General features: G+C 63.3%; 15 protein-coding genes. 8 read left to right on the plus strand and 7 right to left on the minus strand.

What is annotated here, in order from left to right; all coding sequences use genetic code 11:
• Both ribA and ribH read left to right on the plus strand, forming a co-directional pair.
• Positions 1-635, plus strand: a 635-nt coding sequence (gene ribA / locus Q0O95_RS10160; RefSeq protein ID WP_293698003.1) for a GTP cyclohydrolase II, incomplete at its 5' end; no start/stop codon positions are given.
• On the plus strand, positions 635-1,105 hold the full coding sequence (gene ribH, locus Q0O95_RS10165; protein WP_293698005.1) for a 6,7-dimethyl-8-ribityllumazine synthase: 471 nt from the start codon (positions 635-637) through the stop codon (positions 1,103-1,105). The genes ribA and ribH, both read left to right, overlap by 1 nt.
• A 6-nt stretch (positions 1,106-1,111) precedes the next feature.
• Here the strand turns inward: ribH and Q0O95_RS10170 are convergent, their stop codons facing one another.
• Positions 1,112-1,561: a hypothetical protein gene (locus Q0O95_RS10170; RefSeq protein WP_293698008.1), complete on the minus strand. Its 450-nt coding sequence runs from the start codon at positions 1,559-1,561 to the stop codon at positions 1,112-1,114.
• A gap of 266 nt (positions 1,562-1,827) precedes the next feature.
• Between Q0O95_RS10170 and Q0O95_RS10175 the strand changes: the two genes are divergently transcribed.
• Positions 1,828-2,172: a hypothetical protein gene (locus Q0O95_RS10175; protein ID WP_293698011.1), complete on the plus strand. Its 345-nt coding sequence runs from the start codon at positions 1,828-1,830 to the stop codon at positions 2,170-2,172.
• A 171-nt stretch (positions 2,173-2,343) separates the two neighbouring features.
• On the opposite strand, the gene Q0O95_RS10180 is transcribed toward Q0O95_RS10175, so the two are convergent.
• The 4 genes from Q0O95_RS10180 to Q0O95_RS10195 all read right to left on the minus strand — a co-directional run bounded on the left by Q0O95_RS10180 (position 2,344) and on the right by Q0O95_RS10195 (position 5,357).
• Positions 2,344-3,144 carry an ABC transporter permease gene (locus tag Q0O95_RS10180; protein WP_293698013.1) on the minus strand — a complete coding sequence of 267 codons (801 nt, stop codon included), beginning with the start codon at positions 3,142-3,144 and terminating at the stop codon, positions 2,344-2,346.
• Complete coding sequence (locus Q0O95_RS10185) at positions 3,141-3,986, minus strand: ABC transporter permease (protein WP_293698015.1); 846 nt, start codon at positions 3,984-3,986, stop codon at positions 3,141-3,143. Before Q0O95_RS10185 ends, Q0O95_RS10180 begins: the two co-directional genes overlap by 4 nt.
• Complete coding sequence (locus Q0O95_RS10190; RefSeq protein ID WP_293698018.1) at positions 3,986-4,912, minus strand: ABC transporter ATP-binding protein; 927 nt, start codon at positions 4,910-4,912, stop codon at positions 3,986-3,988. The genes Q0O95_RS10185 and Q0O95_RS10190 overlap by 1 nt, the downstream gene beginning before the upstream one ends.
• Before the next feature lie 61 nt (positions 4,913-4,973).
• On the minus strand, positions 4,974-5,357 hold the full coding sequence (locus Q0O95_RS10195; RefSeq protein ID WP_293698021.1) for a MerR family transcriptional regulator: 384 nt from the start codon (positions 5,355-5,357) through the stop codon (positions 4,974-4,976).
• 215 nt (positions 5,358-5,572) lie between these two features.
• Between Q0O95_RS10195 and Q0O95_RS10200 the strand changes: the two genes are divergently transcribed.
• On the plus strand, positions 5,573-7,093 hold the full coding sequence (locus tag Q0O95_RS10200) for a SulP family inorganic anion transporter (RefSeq protein WP_293698023.1): 1,521 nt from the start codon (positions 5,573-5,575) through the stop codon (positions 7,091-7,093).
• A 202-nt stretch (positions 7,094-7,295) separates the two neighbouring features.
• Positions 7,296-8,636, plus strand: coding sequence for an MFS transporter (locus tag Q0O95_RS10205; protein WP_293698025.1), 1,341 nt, complete (start codon positions 7,296-7,298; stop codon positions 8,634-8,636).
• A 98-nt stretch (positions 8,637-8,734) separates the two neighbouring features.
• Here the strand turns inward: Q0O95_RS10205 and nhaA are convergent, their stop codons facing one another.
• Positions 8,735-10,036 carry a Na+/H+ antiporter NhaA gene (gene nhaA / locus Q0O95_RS10210; RefSeq protein WP_293698038.1) on the minus strand — a complete coding sequence of 434 codons (1,302 nt, stop codon included), beginning with the start codon at positions 10,034-10,036 and terminating at the stop codon, positions 8,735-8,737.
• Between the two features lie 231 nt (positions 10,037-10,267).
• Here nhaA and Q0O95_RS10215 point away from each other — a divergent pair, with 231 nt between their 5' ends.
• Both Q0O95_RS10215 and Q0O95_RS10220 read left to right on the plus strand, forming a co-directional pair.
• Positions 10,268-10,471: an AsnC family protein gene (locus Q0O95_RS10215; protein WP_293698027.1), complete on the plus strand. Its 204-nt coding sequence runs from the start codon at positions 10,268-10,270 to the stop codon at positions 10,469-10,471.
• A 73-nt stretch (positions 10,472-10,544) separates the two neighbouring features.
• On the plus strand, positions 10,545-12,344 hold the full coding sequence (locus Q0O95_RS10220) for an ABC transporter ATP-binding protein (protein WP_293698029.1): 1,800 nt from the start codon (positions 10,545-10,547) through the stop codon (positions 12,342-12,344).
• A 117-nt stretch (positions 12,345-12,461) separates the two neighbouring features.
• Here the strand turns inward: Q0O95_RS10220 and nagE are convergent, their stop codons facing one another.
• The gene (gene nagE / locus Q0O95_RS10225) at positions 12,462-14,357 is read right to left on the minus strand and encodes an N-acetylglucosamine-specific PTS transporter subunit IIBC (RefSeq protein WP_293698032.1); all 1,896 of its coding nucleotides are present in this window, start codon (positions 14,355-14,357) and stop codon (positions 12,462-12,464) included.
• 178 nt (positions 14,358-14,535) lie between these two features.
• Here nagE and Q0O95_RS10230 point away from each other — a divergent pair.
• A partial coding sequence (locus Q0O95_RS10230; protein WP_293698035.1) for a MarR family transcriptional regulator occupies positions 14,536-14,859 on the plus strand: 324 nt, incomplete at its 3' end.

Genomic DNA, 14,859 nt, shown 5'->3' on the forward strand with positions numbered 1-14,859 from the left:
TTACCGTTCCGGAAACCTCACCCGTCCGATTCGAAGTCGAGACGACGCTGCCGACACTGCACGGCACGTTCACGCTGCGCGCCTACCGCGACCGCAGTACGGGAGCCGATCACGTCGCCATCATGGCCGGCGACTCGCTGCCGGACGATGCGCTCGTGCGCGTGCACTCGGAGTGCCTCACGGGCGAAGCGCTCGGCTCGCTCAAGTGCGAGTGCGGGCCCCAATTGAGCGCGGCACTCGAAACAATTCAGCGCGAGGGCTCCGGCGCCGTGATCTACATGCGCGGTCACGAAGGGCGCGGAATAGGTCTCATCAACAAACTGCGTGCCTACCGACTACAAGAGGGGGGCCTCGACACGCTCGACGCGAACGTCGCGCTCGGCCTCCCGGGCGACGCTCGTGACTATCGAGCGGCTGCGGCCATCGTGCAGGATCTCGGTGCGACCAGCATCCGCCTCCTCACGAACAACCCGAACAAGGGCGCTCAACTCGAACAGCACGGCGTAACGGTCTCGCACACTGAGCCGCTCGTCGTCGGGCTCGGAGAGCACAATCGGCAATACATGGACGTGAAGCGAGACCGCATGGGGCACCGTCTGCCCGAGCATCTCGTGCTTCCGAAGGAGGACAGGTAATGGCAGGCGAGGGAGCCCCGACGGGGCAGTCGATAGACGGCAGCGACCTGACCGTCGCGATTTGCTACGGCCAGTGGCACGACGAGATCACGCAGGGGCTGCTCGCCGGCGCACGACGCACGCTCGAGGCCGCGGGCGCAACCGTGACCGAGCATCCCGTTCCCGGTTCGTTCGAGTTGCCCGTCGTGTCGCAGGCGATCCTCGAGCGCGGTGCGGATGCGGTTGTCGCGCTGGGCGTCATCATTCGAGGAGGCACGCCGCACTTCGAATACGTTTCGTCAGCGGCGACGCAGGGGCTCACCGATGTGGCTTTGCGCACCGGCAAGCCTGTCGGCTTCGGCGTCCTCACTCTTGACGACGAGCAACAGGGGCTCGACCGAGCCGGCCTTCCCGGCTCGAAAGAAGACAAGGGCGAGGAGGCCGCAGCAGCCGCGATGACCGCGGCGCTCGCGATTCGCAGCCTGGGTTGAGTGCGCTCAGCGAGCGATGCCCACCACGATCAAAACGACACCGATCAACGCTGCAACAACCGCCGCCCACTGCATCGGAATGAAGAACAGCGAGTGGTAGCCCGCTCGTTTGAACTCCGCCTGCCCGTCGGCGATGATGGCCTCGATCATCTGGTCTGACTCTGCCGCTGTCGTCGGGGTGACGTTGCGGTACGCGAGGCGTCCGCCTTCCGCAGCCTCCTGCAGCCGGGGCCGCTCCTGCAGCGCCCATGCTTCGTACTTCTTTCGCGGCGACAGTACATTGAGGTACCAGCCGTGCAGGAATCCGAGCGCCGCACCGATGATGATTCCGAACCCCACGAAGATGGTGGTGACTCCTCCTGCGGGGAACATGAGGCCCCCGAGCGTGCCGATCGCAATCGCGCCGACACCCGCGTAAATGAAAACCAGCACTCCCCAGCCACGCCAAACGATCACTGTGCATTCTCCTTTAATTTGCTCGCTTAGGACGGAGTGACTTTAACGCACAGACGTAGGGAGAAAGCTGGAAGCGGGCCGCGAATACTGCACACCGACCCGTGGCCGTCCTCGCACGAAGCTCGATCCCCGAGGCGCTTTACACCCAGAATCCGTTCAGCTGACACTGAGCCAACGGCCGGAAACCGCTCGGACCACCCTGTCAGACTGCCGCTATGCGCCGACGAGACCGAAACTCACATATCGCTGCCTTCGTGACAATCGGCATGGCACTCACGCTCACCGGCTGCATCGGCAACTCGGCGGACGACTCTCCTGAGGAACAACCGTCGATTACGTCGGCGAGCGTATGGCAGCACCAAGCGATCGAAGACTTCGACGACGCACGATACACCGCCGATGACGAGGCTTTGTATCAGCTCGAGGAGCTCCTCGTTGAACACGGGATCAACGGTAACTACAGCGGAACCGACATCGAGTGCAACGACGGCGGGCGTTCCACATTCATCGAGTACGCGTTAGAGAACGGCGACCAACATCAGATTTCAGTGTGCGATCCCGACCCGATTGCACGCGATTTCCACGACTGGGCTCAGTGGGTCCGAAACTAATGTCCGAAAGCTCCGGCTCATTTGCCGCCGTCGCAATCTTCGCAGTAGCAACAGTCATGCTCGCCGGCTGCATCACCACCGACGATTCGCCCCCGACACCTTATGCCTCCCGGTGCAGAGTTCGCACACGAGGCGCGCCGCTGGGTCGAGGAGCAGCTCGCCTGAGCCCGGTCACCGAAGGAAGAGCGCCTTCAGCCGCCTCGTGGCGAAGAACACCCCGACGACGATCATGATGACGAAGTACAGCAGGTGGTAGATCATGGCCTGCTCGAAGATGCCCGTCGTGAGCATGCGAATCATGTCGACGCCGTGCCACAGCGGCATCGCCATGATGACCCACTGCAACGGCTCCGGGTAGACATCGATCGGGAAGAACGTCGCCGACAGCAGGAACATGGGCATCATGATGAAGAAGACGAAGTCGAGATGCTGGAAGGTCTTCATAAAGCTCGTGATCGCCATGCCGAACGCCGCAAAACCAAATGCGATGATCAGTGCCGCGGGGATCGCGAAGATCGCGGTCCAGGCTAGGTTGAGCCCCATGAGTGTTGTCACGACCATGAATCCGCTCGCGTACAGCAACCCGCGGAAGAGCGCCAGGATGATCTCGCCGAGCGCTATGTCCAGCGGCCCGAGCGACGTCGAGAGCATGCCCTGGTAGAGCTTCGCGTAGTGCATCTTGAAGAAGACGTTCATCGTGGAGTCGTACACGGCGCCGTTCATGGCGCTGACCGCCATGAGCGCGGGAGCGATATAGGCGGCGTAGGGAACATCGACCCCGTGATACTGCACGGAGCCGATGAGCGCGCCCAGCCCGACCCCCATGGAGAACAGGTAGAAGACAGGCTCGAAGAAGCCCGTTACGATGATCAGCCAGTTGTTGCGAGCGATGACCCGCATGCCCCGTGCGACGACGCTGCGCGTGTTTCTCGCGTACAGGCCCGCGAGCATCCTGGGCCGTACATCCGTCATGATGTCAGCCGCTTCGTGAAGTGCCGCACCGAGAGGAACCAACCGGCTACCGCGAGGGCAACGGGATACAGGATGTGCACAACCGTGAGCCATAGCGTCTGTTCGGAGCCGTAGGTCGCGAGCCTGCCGAGCTCTGCGGTGTGCCAGAGCGGTGAGATCCAACCGACCCAGTGGAGCCCCTCGTGCAGCGTTTCGAGCGGGAAGTAGGTGCCGCTGAAGAGCGTCAGCGGAGTCATCACGAAGCGCTCGACGAAGGAGAGCTGCCCTCGATCGTTGCGCTGGGTCGACACCCACGCCATGACGGCCGTGGAAATCGCGGTACCCAGCAGCATCGCGATAGGAATCATCAGCAGGCCGCCCCACCCGTGGATGATGCCGAACGCATACATCGCGATCATGTAGAAGCAGGCGGCGGGCACGTACCTCGCCATGGTTCCGAGCGCGAACCCCGTCACGATCTGCGCGGGCGTGAGGGCGGTGTCGCGCATCCCGAGGAAGATCGGCGTCCACTTGAAGCCGCCGAAGACACCGAACGTCGACTCTTGCGCGGCCGTCACCATGACTCCTGCGAGCAGTAGCGCGGGGGCGATGAACTCCAGATAGCCGACGCCGTCGACCGCGTTGTCGCCCTGGTTTTGGTTCACGAGCACTCCGAGGCCCGCGCCGAGCCCGAGCAGATACATGATAGGGCTGCCGATACCGATAATGAAGAGCGAACCGACGTAGTTGCGCATCGAACGGATGCGGTGCTCCGCCACGTACCACCAACCCCAACGCCGCACGCGACGATACTCGGCGACCGCCTGTTCGCGATCGCGCTGGGGTTCGAGTAGCTCGGTCATTACTCGATCAAACTTCTGCCGGTCAGTCGCAGGAAGACGTCTTCAAGACTCGCACGACGCACGAGGCTCGTGACGGGATGCAGGCCCCGCTCCCCGACTGCTGTGAGCGCTTGCTCGCCGTTGTCGTCGTAGACCAGCAGTCGATCCGGCAGCACTTCGATGCGGTCGCCGATACCCGCAAGTCTGCCTGCGGCCTCCTCGTTCTTCGCGGTTCCGAATCTGACCTCGAGGACCTCGCGGGTGGAGTAAGTACGGATGAGCTCCTTCGGTGAACCCTCTGCGACGATCTTGCCTTCATCGACCACGACGAGTCTGTCGCACAGCTGTTCCGCCTCGTCCATATAGTGCGTCGTGAGCACGAGCGTCGTGCCGCTGTCCTTGAGTCTGAAGAGTCGGTCCCAGAGCACGTGTCGCGCCTGCGGGTCGAGCCCCGTCGTCGGTTCATCGAGCAGCATGATCTTCGGCTCGTTCATGAGCGCACGCGCGATCGTCAACCTGCGCTTCATCCCTCCCGATAGCGCATCGACCCTTGCCTGGCGCTTCTGCTGCAACTGCGCGAAGTCGAGCAGGGCATCCGCCCTCTGGCGCACGACTTTGCGCGGCAGGCCGAAGTATCGGCCGTAGACGAACAGGTTGTCCCACACTCGCAGTTCCTCATCGAGGTTGTCTGCCTGCGGGACGATGCCGAGCTGAGCGCGGATGGCAGGGCCGTTGTCGTTCGCGTCGAGCCCGAGAACATCGAGTGAACCGGAGCTGCGCAGGCTGGTCGCCGCAATCATCCTCATGGTCGTCGATTTCCCCGCCCCGTTGGGTCCGAGGAAACCGAAGGATTCACCGGGCGCGATCTCGAAGTCGATGCCGTCCACGGCGGTGAAGCTGCCGTATCGTTTCGTGAGCTGGTTCGCTTCGATATGTAGTTGCTGCACGCATAGAACAGTAGCCGATGGTCGGGCCGCGTCTCTCAGCCCAAGCGTGGCGCCGACAGGGTCAGGCTTGCGAGCGTTCTGCGAGCAACCCTATGAACTCATCGGCCATCGCCAGCTGGCTTACAAGCTTCGCACGACGCTCCTGCGCGTCGGTCCGGAAGTCGGCCAGCAGCTGCCCAGCGTCGGTTCCGGCGCCGCCGCCCGCAGCAGCCGCGTCAATCGCACGCAGCAGGTCGCCAGCCTGTTCGAGCGAATACCCTAGAGGCTTCATCCGCCGGATCAACATGAACCGTCCGTAGTCGTCTTCGGTGTAGAGACGGAACCCCCCTTCGGATCGGCCCGAGGGCGCCAGCAGCCCGATCTCGTCGTAGTGGCGGATCGTCCGTAGCGACAGCCCCGTGCGCTCGGCGAGCTCTCCTATGTGCATCATCCCGGCCTCAGGCATGGCAACACTCCCTCAATACCAAATGCAGACCCAACCCTCACGTTGCGTTAGAGTTGGGGACTGTGCTTGCAGGATCTCAAGCGTAACCCCGTCACCACCACACCCTGGGTCGGCCAGCAAGGGCCGCACACAGCTGCGAATGCGCGTTCATCGATGCCGCCGCCACGCGCTCTCCCTGTTGCCCCGCACCGACCTTTGGCCGAGGAGGCCACACTATGACGACGACTACGTCATCCGACGACCGTAACCGGTACCGGCCCGAACCCTCTGTGCTGACCGCGCTGAGATCTCCCCGCATCCTCACCCGCGAATGCCTCGCGGGTCTGGTCGTCGCGCTCGCGCTCATCCCGGAGGCGATTTCGTTTTCCATCATCGCCGGCGTCGACCCCAAGGTGGGGCTCTTCTCCTCATTCATCATGGCGATCACCATCGCATTCGTGGGAGGGCGACCGGCCATGATCACGGCCGCCACCGGCGCCATCGCTCTCGTCATTGCTCCGGTAGCTCGCGAATACGGCATGGATTACTTCATCGCCACCGTACTGCTCGCCGGTCTATTGCAGATCGTGCTCGCGGTGCTCGGCGTCGCCAAGCTTATGCGCTTCATCCCCCGTAGCGTCATGGTCGGTTTCGTGAACGCACTCGCGATCCTCATCTTCACCGCGCAACTCCCGCACCTTATTGACGTGCCCTGGCTCGTCTATCCCCTGGTCGGAGTAGGGCTTCTCATCATGGTCTTCATGCCCAAGATCATCAAGATCATCCCGGCCCCCCTGGTCTCAATCCTGGTCGTCACCGCCGCAGTCGTGGTGTTCTCTCTGCACGTACCCACCGTCGGTGATCAGGGCGAACTGCCCCGCAGCCTCCCCGAGCTCTTCGTACCTAGCGTTCCGCTGACCTGGGAAACGTTGACGATCATCGGCCCGTATGCACTCGCAATGGCGCTGGTCGGGCTCATGGAGTCGCTGATGACGGCGAAACTCGTCGACGACGTGACCGACACCCATTCGAACAAGACCCGCGAATCCTGGGGGCAGGGTGTCGCGAACATCATCTCGGGCTTCTTCGGGGGCATGGGCGGGTGCGCGATGATCGGACAAACGATGATCAACGTCAAGGTATCCGGCGCTCGCACCCGCATCTCGACGTTCCTGGCCGGCGTGTTCCTGCTGATCCTCATCGTCGTTCTCGGAGAGCTGGTCGCCGAGATCCCGATGGCCGCATTGGTTGCGGTCATGATCATGGTGTCAGTCGGCACCTTCGACTGGCACTCGATCAGGCCATCGACGCTCAAGCGGATGCCCAAGAGCGAAACAACCGTCATGGTTGTCACGGTCGCTGTTGTCGTCGTGACCCACAACCTTGCCATCGGTGTCATCGTGGGCGTATTCGTCGCGAGTCTGATGTTCGTGCGCCGCGTCGCCCACCTCTTCAAGGTGGACCGAGAGCTCACGGACCAAGAAGGAACGCTCACAGCAAAGTACACGGTGGAAGGCCAGCTGCTGTTCGCGTCGAGCAATGACCTCACCACGATATTCGAGTACGCCGATGACCCCGAACGAGTCATCATCGATTTCACGAAGTCGAACGTGTGGGATGCCTCGACCGTCGCTGCCCTCGACGCCATCAGTACAAAGTACAAACAGCACGGAAAGACCGTCGAATTCGTCGGCATGAACGAGTTCACAGCAGCATTTCACTCCCGACTGACCGGCGGGCTCGGCGACGGCCATTGAGTTGCGGCGGTCGGCCGCACGGCCACCCGCTCGACCAGCACAGTGCTGAAGCGGGCGCGAATCCGCTCAGCAGCAGGGATCAGGCGTACACTGTCCCGTGGCTCTTTGGACGACGCGATCGCCCTTGGCGCTGCGCGGAGCGACAGCTTCGATCCCATGCAAACACACAAGGGCGCAAGCCCAGTAAGAGGACCACTCCGATATGTCCGCATCCCGAACAGCAACGACCGACAAACCTCTGAATTCGCCGCGCAAAGTCATACTCGCGAGCCTCATCGGTACGTCGATCGAGTTCTACGACTTCTACGTGTATGCGACCGCCGCGGTACTCGTCTTCCCCGCGCTCTTCTTCGCAGCCGAGAACGAGACCACGAGCCTGCTCGCCTCCTTCGCCGTCTTCGGCGTCGCGTTCGTGGCTCGTCCACTCGGCTCGATCATCTTCGGCCACTTCGGCGACCGTGTCGGCCGGAAGGGAACGCTTGTCGCGTCGTTGCTCACGATGGGCATCGCGACCACGCTCATCGGCGTTCTTCCGACGGCGCACGTCGCGGGATGGGAGATCCTCGCACCGACGCTGCTCGTCATCATGCGCTTCGGCCAGGGCCTCGGTCTGGGAGGCGAGTGGTCGGGTGCCGCACTGCTTGCTACGGAAAACGCTCCCAAGGGCAAGCGCGCTATCTTCGGCACCTTCCCACAGCTGGGTGCGCCCATCGGATTCATCCTGGCGAACACCGTCTTCATCCTCATCAGCTACGCCATGACAGAAGAGCAGTTCTTCTCGTGGGGCTGGCGCATCCCGTTCCTCGCCAGCGCAGCGCTCGTGATCGTGGGCCTGTGGGTGAGGATCTCGCTGTTCGAGACGCCTTCGTTCACCAAGATGGTGGAGAAGGATGCCGTTGCGAAGGTGCCGCTCGCTCGCGTCTTCAAGACCGCATGGAAGCCGCTGATCCAGGGCACGTTCATCATGTTCGCAACCTACGTGCTGTTCTACCTGATGACCACGTTCACACTGACCTTCGGTACGGCATCGATCGACGCGGATGTCGCCGGGCTGGGGTACGAGCGCACGAACTTCCTGTGGATGCTGATCTTCGGCGTCGTATTCTTCGGTATCTTCACGCTGATTGCCGGGCCCCTCGCGGAAAAGCAGGGCCGCCGCAAGATGCTCATGTGGGTCACGGCACTCATCGCGGTGTTCGGCCTCCTCTGGGTGCCCCTCTTCGGCGGTGGGTTCATCGGAACGATGGCCATGCTGACCATCGGATTCACGCTCATGGGTCTCACGTTCGGCCCGATGGCCGCCTACCTGCCCGAGCTGTTCCCAGCGAACGTTCGCTACACGGGCAGCGCGATCTCGTACAACGTCTCCAGCATCATCGGTGCCGCGATCGCTCCGTTCATCGCCGTTGCGCTCTGGACCGTCGGAGAAGGCAGCACCTTCTGGGTGGGCGTGTACCTCGCGGGTGCGGCGCTGGTGACCCTGCTCGCACTCTTCTTGACGCACGACACGAAGGACATCGACTACGAAGGCAACCTCGAGTAGCCGATACCGCGACGGAAGTGGCCGTTCCCCTCCGGGAGCGGCCACTTTTCCATAGCTCCCCTGCCGGATGCTGCCGTGCGCAGGAAGGAGCGTGCGTCTCAGTCGCGCCCGTGCTGATACACGTCCGGGATACCGTCTTCGTTCGCGTCGATTTGCTCCCGTTCGGCGATCTTCTTGTAGCGCCGGTTTCTGACAGTCAACACAATGCTCGCCAGAAGCGCAGCCAGAACAGAAGCCTTGAGAACCGCGGCCTTAGCCCAGTCGTTCTCTTCCGTTCCCGCAGCAAAACTCAATTCCGTGACCAACAGCGACACCGTGAATCCGATGCCAGCGAGGAGCCCCACTCCGATAACGTCAATCCACGCGTACGACGCGTCGAGTTTCCGTCGAGAGATTTTCAGCGCCAACCACGTGACTGCCGTGATGCCAATCGGCTTGCCTATCACGAGCGCAGCGATAATGCCGACGGTCACAGGCTGGGTGAGAGAACCGACGAGACCTTCCCAGCCACCGACATCGACGCCGGCCGCGAAGAACGCGAACACGGGCACGGCCAACCCTGCCGAAAGCGGACGAAATCGGTGCTCGAAGGTTTCGGCGAGCCCCTTGGCTCGAAGCGTTCCCTTGTAGAAGACGGGCACCATGAAACCGAGCAGGACTCCCGCGATCGTCGCATGGATTCCGGAGGCGTGGATGAATGCCCAAGCGATCATCCCGATCGGCAGCAGGATGATCCAGGCAGAGAACATCTTGGTGCCGAAAAAACGTCTGAAAGCGTGCGCCAGATATCCGTAAGCACCGATGCAAGCGAGGCCGACGATGAGCGGCACTCCTTCGATCTGCTCGGTGTAGAAGATCGCGATGATGCCGATCGCGATGAGATCGTCGACGACCGCCAGTGTCAGTAGGAATATCCGCAACGGCGACGGCAGATGCGAACCGATGATGGCCAGCACGGCAACCGCGAACGCGATGTCGGTTGCGGTCGGAATCGCCCAACCGCGCCCGAGCCCTTCGTGCTGACCAGCAATCGACAGGTAGACCAGCGCGGGGACGATGACGCCGCCGGCCGCTGCTGCGATCGGAACGATCGCGGTTCTGAACTTGCGCAGATCTCCGGCGACGAATTCGCGCTTGAGCTCGAGACCGACGAGGAAGAAGAAGATCGCGAGCAGCCCATCCGCCGCCCAGTGTCCCACCGACAGCTTCAGATGGAGTGCTTCGATGCCGAACTCGAAATCACGGATCGCGAAATAGGTATCGGCCCAAGGCGTATTCGCCCAGACGATGGCTATCGCCGCGAATACGACGAGGAGAGCACCTCCAACGGTCTCCTTGCGAAGGATACCGCCGATGCGGCTCGCTTCGGCATGCGAACCGTACTCGGGGAAGGGCGCTATCTCATCGGGGAGCTTCGCCCGTTTTGTCGCCTCGACGAGCTCGTCGCGCGCACGCTGCTGTCGCTGAGCGTCACCTTTTCCTGTTGGCAAGGGAGCCTCCGTTCACTCATGATCGATTCCATGTCGACCAGACTTCCCGACGCACCGCGTCCAGCGTACAGGGATTCGCCACCAACCTCGGTGCGTCAACTCAAGTTGACAAGCGTCATGTATCGCGGGCAGAATCGAAGCGTGAAGAGCGTGACGGGTTCCCTGCCGAACGGCTCCGAGCATCCCATCGCGGACCTCCGTCGCATCGTCGAGCAACAACGCGAACTCGAGCGAGAAGCGAACGTGCTCGTTCGCACGGCTCGCAACCAGGGGCACTCGTGGGAATCGATCGCGAACGCGCTGGGCGTCTCGAAGCAGGCCGCCCACAAGAAATTCGGAAAGTGACCATTGCACAGAGCATCAGCGCGGAACACACCGCGCCCACATCAACCAGCGCAACCGCGAGAGGGGCGAACGCATGCCGCTACTGCGTAGACCGAAGCAGGAGGACGGGCCGAAGGCGAGCCTGAAGGAGCTGCTCCCCTACCTCTTCGTTCGGCGGGGGCTGTTCATCACCGCAATTGCGCTGTCGCTGGTGGGCGCGTTCACCTCGCTCATCCAGCCGCTCATCGTGCAGCACCTGATCGGCCGCGTCGAGGAGCAATCGCCGCTCGGGTGGCTACCGCTGTTTCTCGTCGCCTTCGTGCTGGCGGACGCGCTCGTGGCCGGCATCGAGCACTTCCTGTTGCAGGTCATCGGCGAGAACGTGGTGCGCCGCAGCCGCAAACGCCTCGTGCTGCGGATGCTGCACCTGCCGATTGCGGAGTTCGATGCGCGCCGCACCGGTGATCTCGTCTCGCGCGTCGGCAGCGACACGACACTGCTGCGCGCCGTGCTCACGCAGGGGCTCGTGGAGGCGATCGGCGGAACCCTCACCATGGTCGGCGCCATCGTCTTCATGGCGTTCCTCGACCTCACGCTGCTCGGCATCACGATCGGCGTCGTCGTGGTCGCATTCGTGCTGATCGGTGTCGTCATGCCGTTCCTGTCGCGCGCAACGCGGGCGGCGCAGGAGGAGGTCGGCAAACTGACGAGCGCACTCGAGCGGTCCATCAGCGGCGTTCGCACGATCCGTGCCGCGGGAGCGACGGATGAGGAGGTCGGCGAAATCGGCAACCGCACCGATGACGCATACCGGGCCGGCGTGCGTGTCGCGCGCATCTCCGCACTGTTCGTGCCGATCTCGGGCGTCGCCATCCAGGTGGCGTTCCTGGCCGTTGTCGGTGTCGGCGGCATTCGCGTCGCATCCGGCGACCTCGCGATCGGGTCGCTCGTCGCCTTCCTGATGTTCCTGTTCCTGATGATCATGCCGCTCGGTCAGCTCTTCGGGGCGATGTCGGCGGTCTCGCAGGCCCTCGGCGCGCTGGGGCGCATCCAGGAGATCGTCCGCATCCCGTCGGAAGCCGAAAGCGAGCCCGTGCGCGAAGGGATGCCTGCGACATCGGGGGACGCCGCTATCGAATTCGCGGGAGTCTCGTTCCGCTATCCGGATGCCGTGCTGGACGCCGCGGACACGGATGCCGGAACCGTGTCGAACGCCGTGCTCGATCGCGTGTCGTTCCGGGTGCCGGCCGGCAGCAAGGTCGCGCTCGTCGGACCCTCCGGTGCCGGGAAGTCGACAACCTTCGCTCTGATCGAGCGCTTCTACGAGCCGTCAGCCGGCACCATCTACGTCGGTGGCGAAGACACGGTCAGCGTGCCGCACGAGGAGCTGCGCGCACAGATCGGCTACGTGGAGCAGGACGCCAGGGTGCTCGCGGGTTCGATACGAGACAACTTGCGCATCGGATCCTACGATGCGAGCGACGCTGCCATGCACGGGGTGCTCGAACGCGTCAACCTCGCGGATGTCGTGAGCCGTACCGCAGAAGGGCTCGACGCGCAGGTCGGCGAAGGCGGCGTCAAACTCTCGGGCGGCCAGCGTCAGCGGCTCGCGATCGCACGCGCCCTGCTGGCGGCACCGCCCATCCTGCTGCTCGACGAGTCGACATCGAGCCTCGACTCGCTGAACGAGGTGCGCATGAAGGAAGCGATCGACGAGGTGTCACGCGGGCGCACGCTGCTCGTCATCGCGCACCGCTTGTCGACCGTCGTGGACTCCGACATGATCGTCGTGCTCGATGACGGCCGCGTGGAGGCCACGGGAACCCACGCGGAACTGCTCGAGTCGTCGTCGCTGTACCGCTCGATCGCCGATCACCAGCTCCTCGCCTCCTAAGGCGCGGAGCCATCCGCACCGGGCACCCCCCTCCAAAGGGAACACTTCTCGGTCTATGGATGGCGACGCGCCCGTATAGCGCGTTCATTCCAGCTATAGACCGAGAAGTGTTGCACGCTAGTCGAACTCGACGACGGCGTCCGGATTGGTGAGCACGACGACCGGTGTCACCATCGAGTAGCCGGCAGCGTCGACAGCGCTGCGATCGATGTGCAGAAGCGGAGTTCCCGCGCTCACCTCATCGCCCTGACTCACGAGCGGGGTGAATCCAGCGCCCTCGAGCTTCACCGTGTCGATGCCGACATGGATCAGCAGCTCCGTGCCGTCGGCAAGTGCGAGGCCGATCGCATGGCCCGCTCCCGCGAAGGTCACGACCGTCGCATCGGCGGGCGCAACCACGGTGTCGCCCGTCGGCGCAACCGCAAGACCCGGCCCGAGCGCCCCTGAGGAGAACGCTTCGTCTGGCACGTCCGCGAGCGGCAGCACCTGTCCCTCGATGGGCTGCTTCAGTCGAATCACGGCGGATGCTGCGGATGACGCTTCCACGTTCGCCGCAGGAGGAGCTTCGACCGGTTCGGCCGCTCCCGAGAGGATGTCCTCCATAGCGTCCTTCACGAACTGCACATTGAGCCCGTAGATCACCTGCAGCGACTTTCCGCCGGGCTTCACCGTCGACACGGCGCCGGCGCGCTTGAGCGCCCCTTCATCGACGACGGCCGGATCGTTGACCTCGAGCCGCAGCCTGGTTGCGCAGTTCTCGAGGCTCGTGATGTTGCTGCGGCCACCGAGTGCCGTGAGGAATGCGGATGCAGTGCCCGCGAATCCGTCCGCTCCCGTTGTGACGCTGCCAGTGTCGGGCGCATCGTCCTCTCGCCCCGGCGTCGGCAGGTTGAACTTCAGAATCGCGAAGCGGAACACGAGGAAGTAGATCAGGAACCAGCCGACTCCGAGCAGGAGCAGCATCCACGGGTTCTGCGCCATCGGGTTCGCCCATCCGAGCGCCATGTCGATGAACCCGGCAGAGAACCCGAAGCCCATGCGCGTCGGCAGAATCGTCGCGATGAGCAGCGAGAGCCCTGTGAAGACACCGTGAATCAGGAACAGGGCCGGAGCAAGGAACATGAACGCGAACTCGAGCGGCTCGGTGACACCGGTGAGGAACGAGGCGAACGCCGCGGAGAGCAGAATACCCGCCGCCGCTTTCTTCCTGCCCGACTTCGCCGTGACATACATCGCCAATGCCGCACCGGGCAGCCCGAACATCATGATCGGGAAGAAGCCGGCCATGTACTGTCCGGTCTCACCGAAAGTTCCGGTGCCGTTCAGGAAGTTGCTCAGGTCATTGATGCCCGCGACATCGAACCAGAACACCGAGTTGAGCGCGTGGTGGAGGCCCAGCGGAATCAGCAGACGGTTGAAGAAGCCGTAGAGGCCGGCCCCTACCGGCCCGAGTGTCAGCATCCACTCTCCGAACATGACCAGCCCGCTGTACACGAACGGCCAGATGAAGAAGAGCGCGGCCGCGACCAGAATCGACAGCCCGGCGCTGACGATGGCGACGGATCGTTTACCGGAGAAGAACGAAAGGTAGTCGGGCAGCTTCGTCGATTTGAATCGGTTGTAACTGAATGCACCGATCAGACCGCTCAGAATACCCACGAAGACGTTCTGCACGTTCTCGAAGGCGGGGTTGACCGCTTCGACCTCGGCTGCTCCTATGAGCATCTGCACCGTGTCGGGACGCAGCAGCGTGGTGATCGTCAGCCACGACACGAGGCCGGCGAGCGCCGACGTCCCATCGGTTTTCGTGGCCATCCCGATCGAGACTCCGATCGCGAACAGCAGCGCCATGTTGTCGAGCAGCGCACCGCCCGCAGCGCCGAGGAACGCGGAAACGATGTTCTCGCCCGCGATTCCGTCGATCCAGTAGCCGACGCCGACGAGGATCGCGGCGACCGGCAGCACTGCAACGGGCAGCATAAGGGATCTGGCGAGGTTCTGGAAGAACTTCATTTGGACTCCTTTGTCGAAAGGAACCGGTCGTTCCAGGCGTCGGAACAAGCCGGTCTCGCGCCTCACCGCATGTGCGATCTCCGTTGCAGATTCGAGCCCGGGTGCGGTGAGGCTATTAGTTAACTTTCTTGCGTTATTATGCTTAGAGTACCTGAACAACGGCGAAAGTACACCCCGAATGAGCAGTCAGCCCTCCCCGATCGCTGCAGCGAGCGCAGTGTCAGCGAGGGGTGTGCGCCCGCAGGACGCCCGTCTGCACCACCGCGCGCTGGTCCTCAGCCTCGTGCGCCGGCATCCGGACTCCTCTCGTGCGGATCTCGCCCGACTGACGGGCCTCTCGCGGGTCGCGATCTCGGAGGTCGTCGCGAAACTCATCGATGAGGGCATCGTCGGCGAGCACGGGCAGAGCCGTAAGCGCGGCCCGGGTGCGCCAGCGCGGGCACTGCACATCAACGGCGACGCACGCCACGTCGTCACCGTGGCGATCTCCAGCGCCGACACC

Origin of the sequence: uncultured Agrococcus sp., from assembly GCF_945915485.1 — a bacterium.
GTDB lineage: Bacteria > Actinomycetota > Actinomycetes > Actinomycetales > Microbacteriaceae > Agrococcus.

Bases quoted from the DNA above. Each gene is read 5' to 3' on its own strand.
- Q0O95_RS10205 (WP_293698025.1), top strand. From the start codon at position 7,296: ATGTCCGCATCCCGAACAGCAACGACCGACAAACCTCTGAATTCGCCG.
- nagE (WP_293698032.1), bottom strand. From the start codon at position 14,357: ATGAAGTTCTTCCAGAACCTCGCCAGATCCCTTATGCTGCCCGTTGCA.
- Q0O95_RS10175 (WP_293698011.1), top strand. From the start codon at position 1,828: ATGGCACTCACGCTCACCGGCTGCATCGGCAACTCGGCGGACGACTCT.
- Q0O95_RS10185 (WP_293698015.1), bottom strand. From the start codon at position 3,986: ATGACCGAGCTACTCGAACCCCAGCGCGATCGCGAACAGGCGGTCGCC.
- ribH (WP_293698005.1), top strand. From the start codon at position 635: ATGGCAGGCGAGGGAGCCCCGACGGGGCAGTCGATAGACGGCAGCGAC.
- Q0O95_RS10180 (WP_293698013.1), bottom strand. From the start codon at position 3,144: ATGACGGATGTACGGCCCAGGATGCTCGCGGGCCTGTACGCGAGAAAC.
- Q0O95_RS10200 (WP_293698023.1), top strand. From the start codon at position 5,573: ATGACGACGACTACGTCATCCGACGACCGTAACCGGTACCGGCCCGAA.
- Q0O95_RS10195 (WP_293698021.1), bottom strand. From the start codon at position 5,357: ATGCCTGAGGCCGGGATGATGCACATAGGAGAGCTCGCCGAGCGCACG.
- Q0O95_RS10220 (WP_293698029.1), top strand. From the start codon at position 10,545: ATGCCGCTACTGCGTAGACCGAAGCAGGAGGACGGGCCGAAGGCGAGC.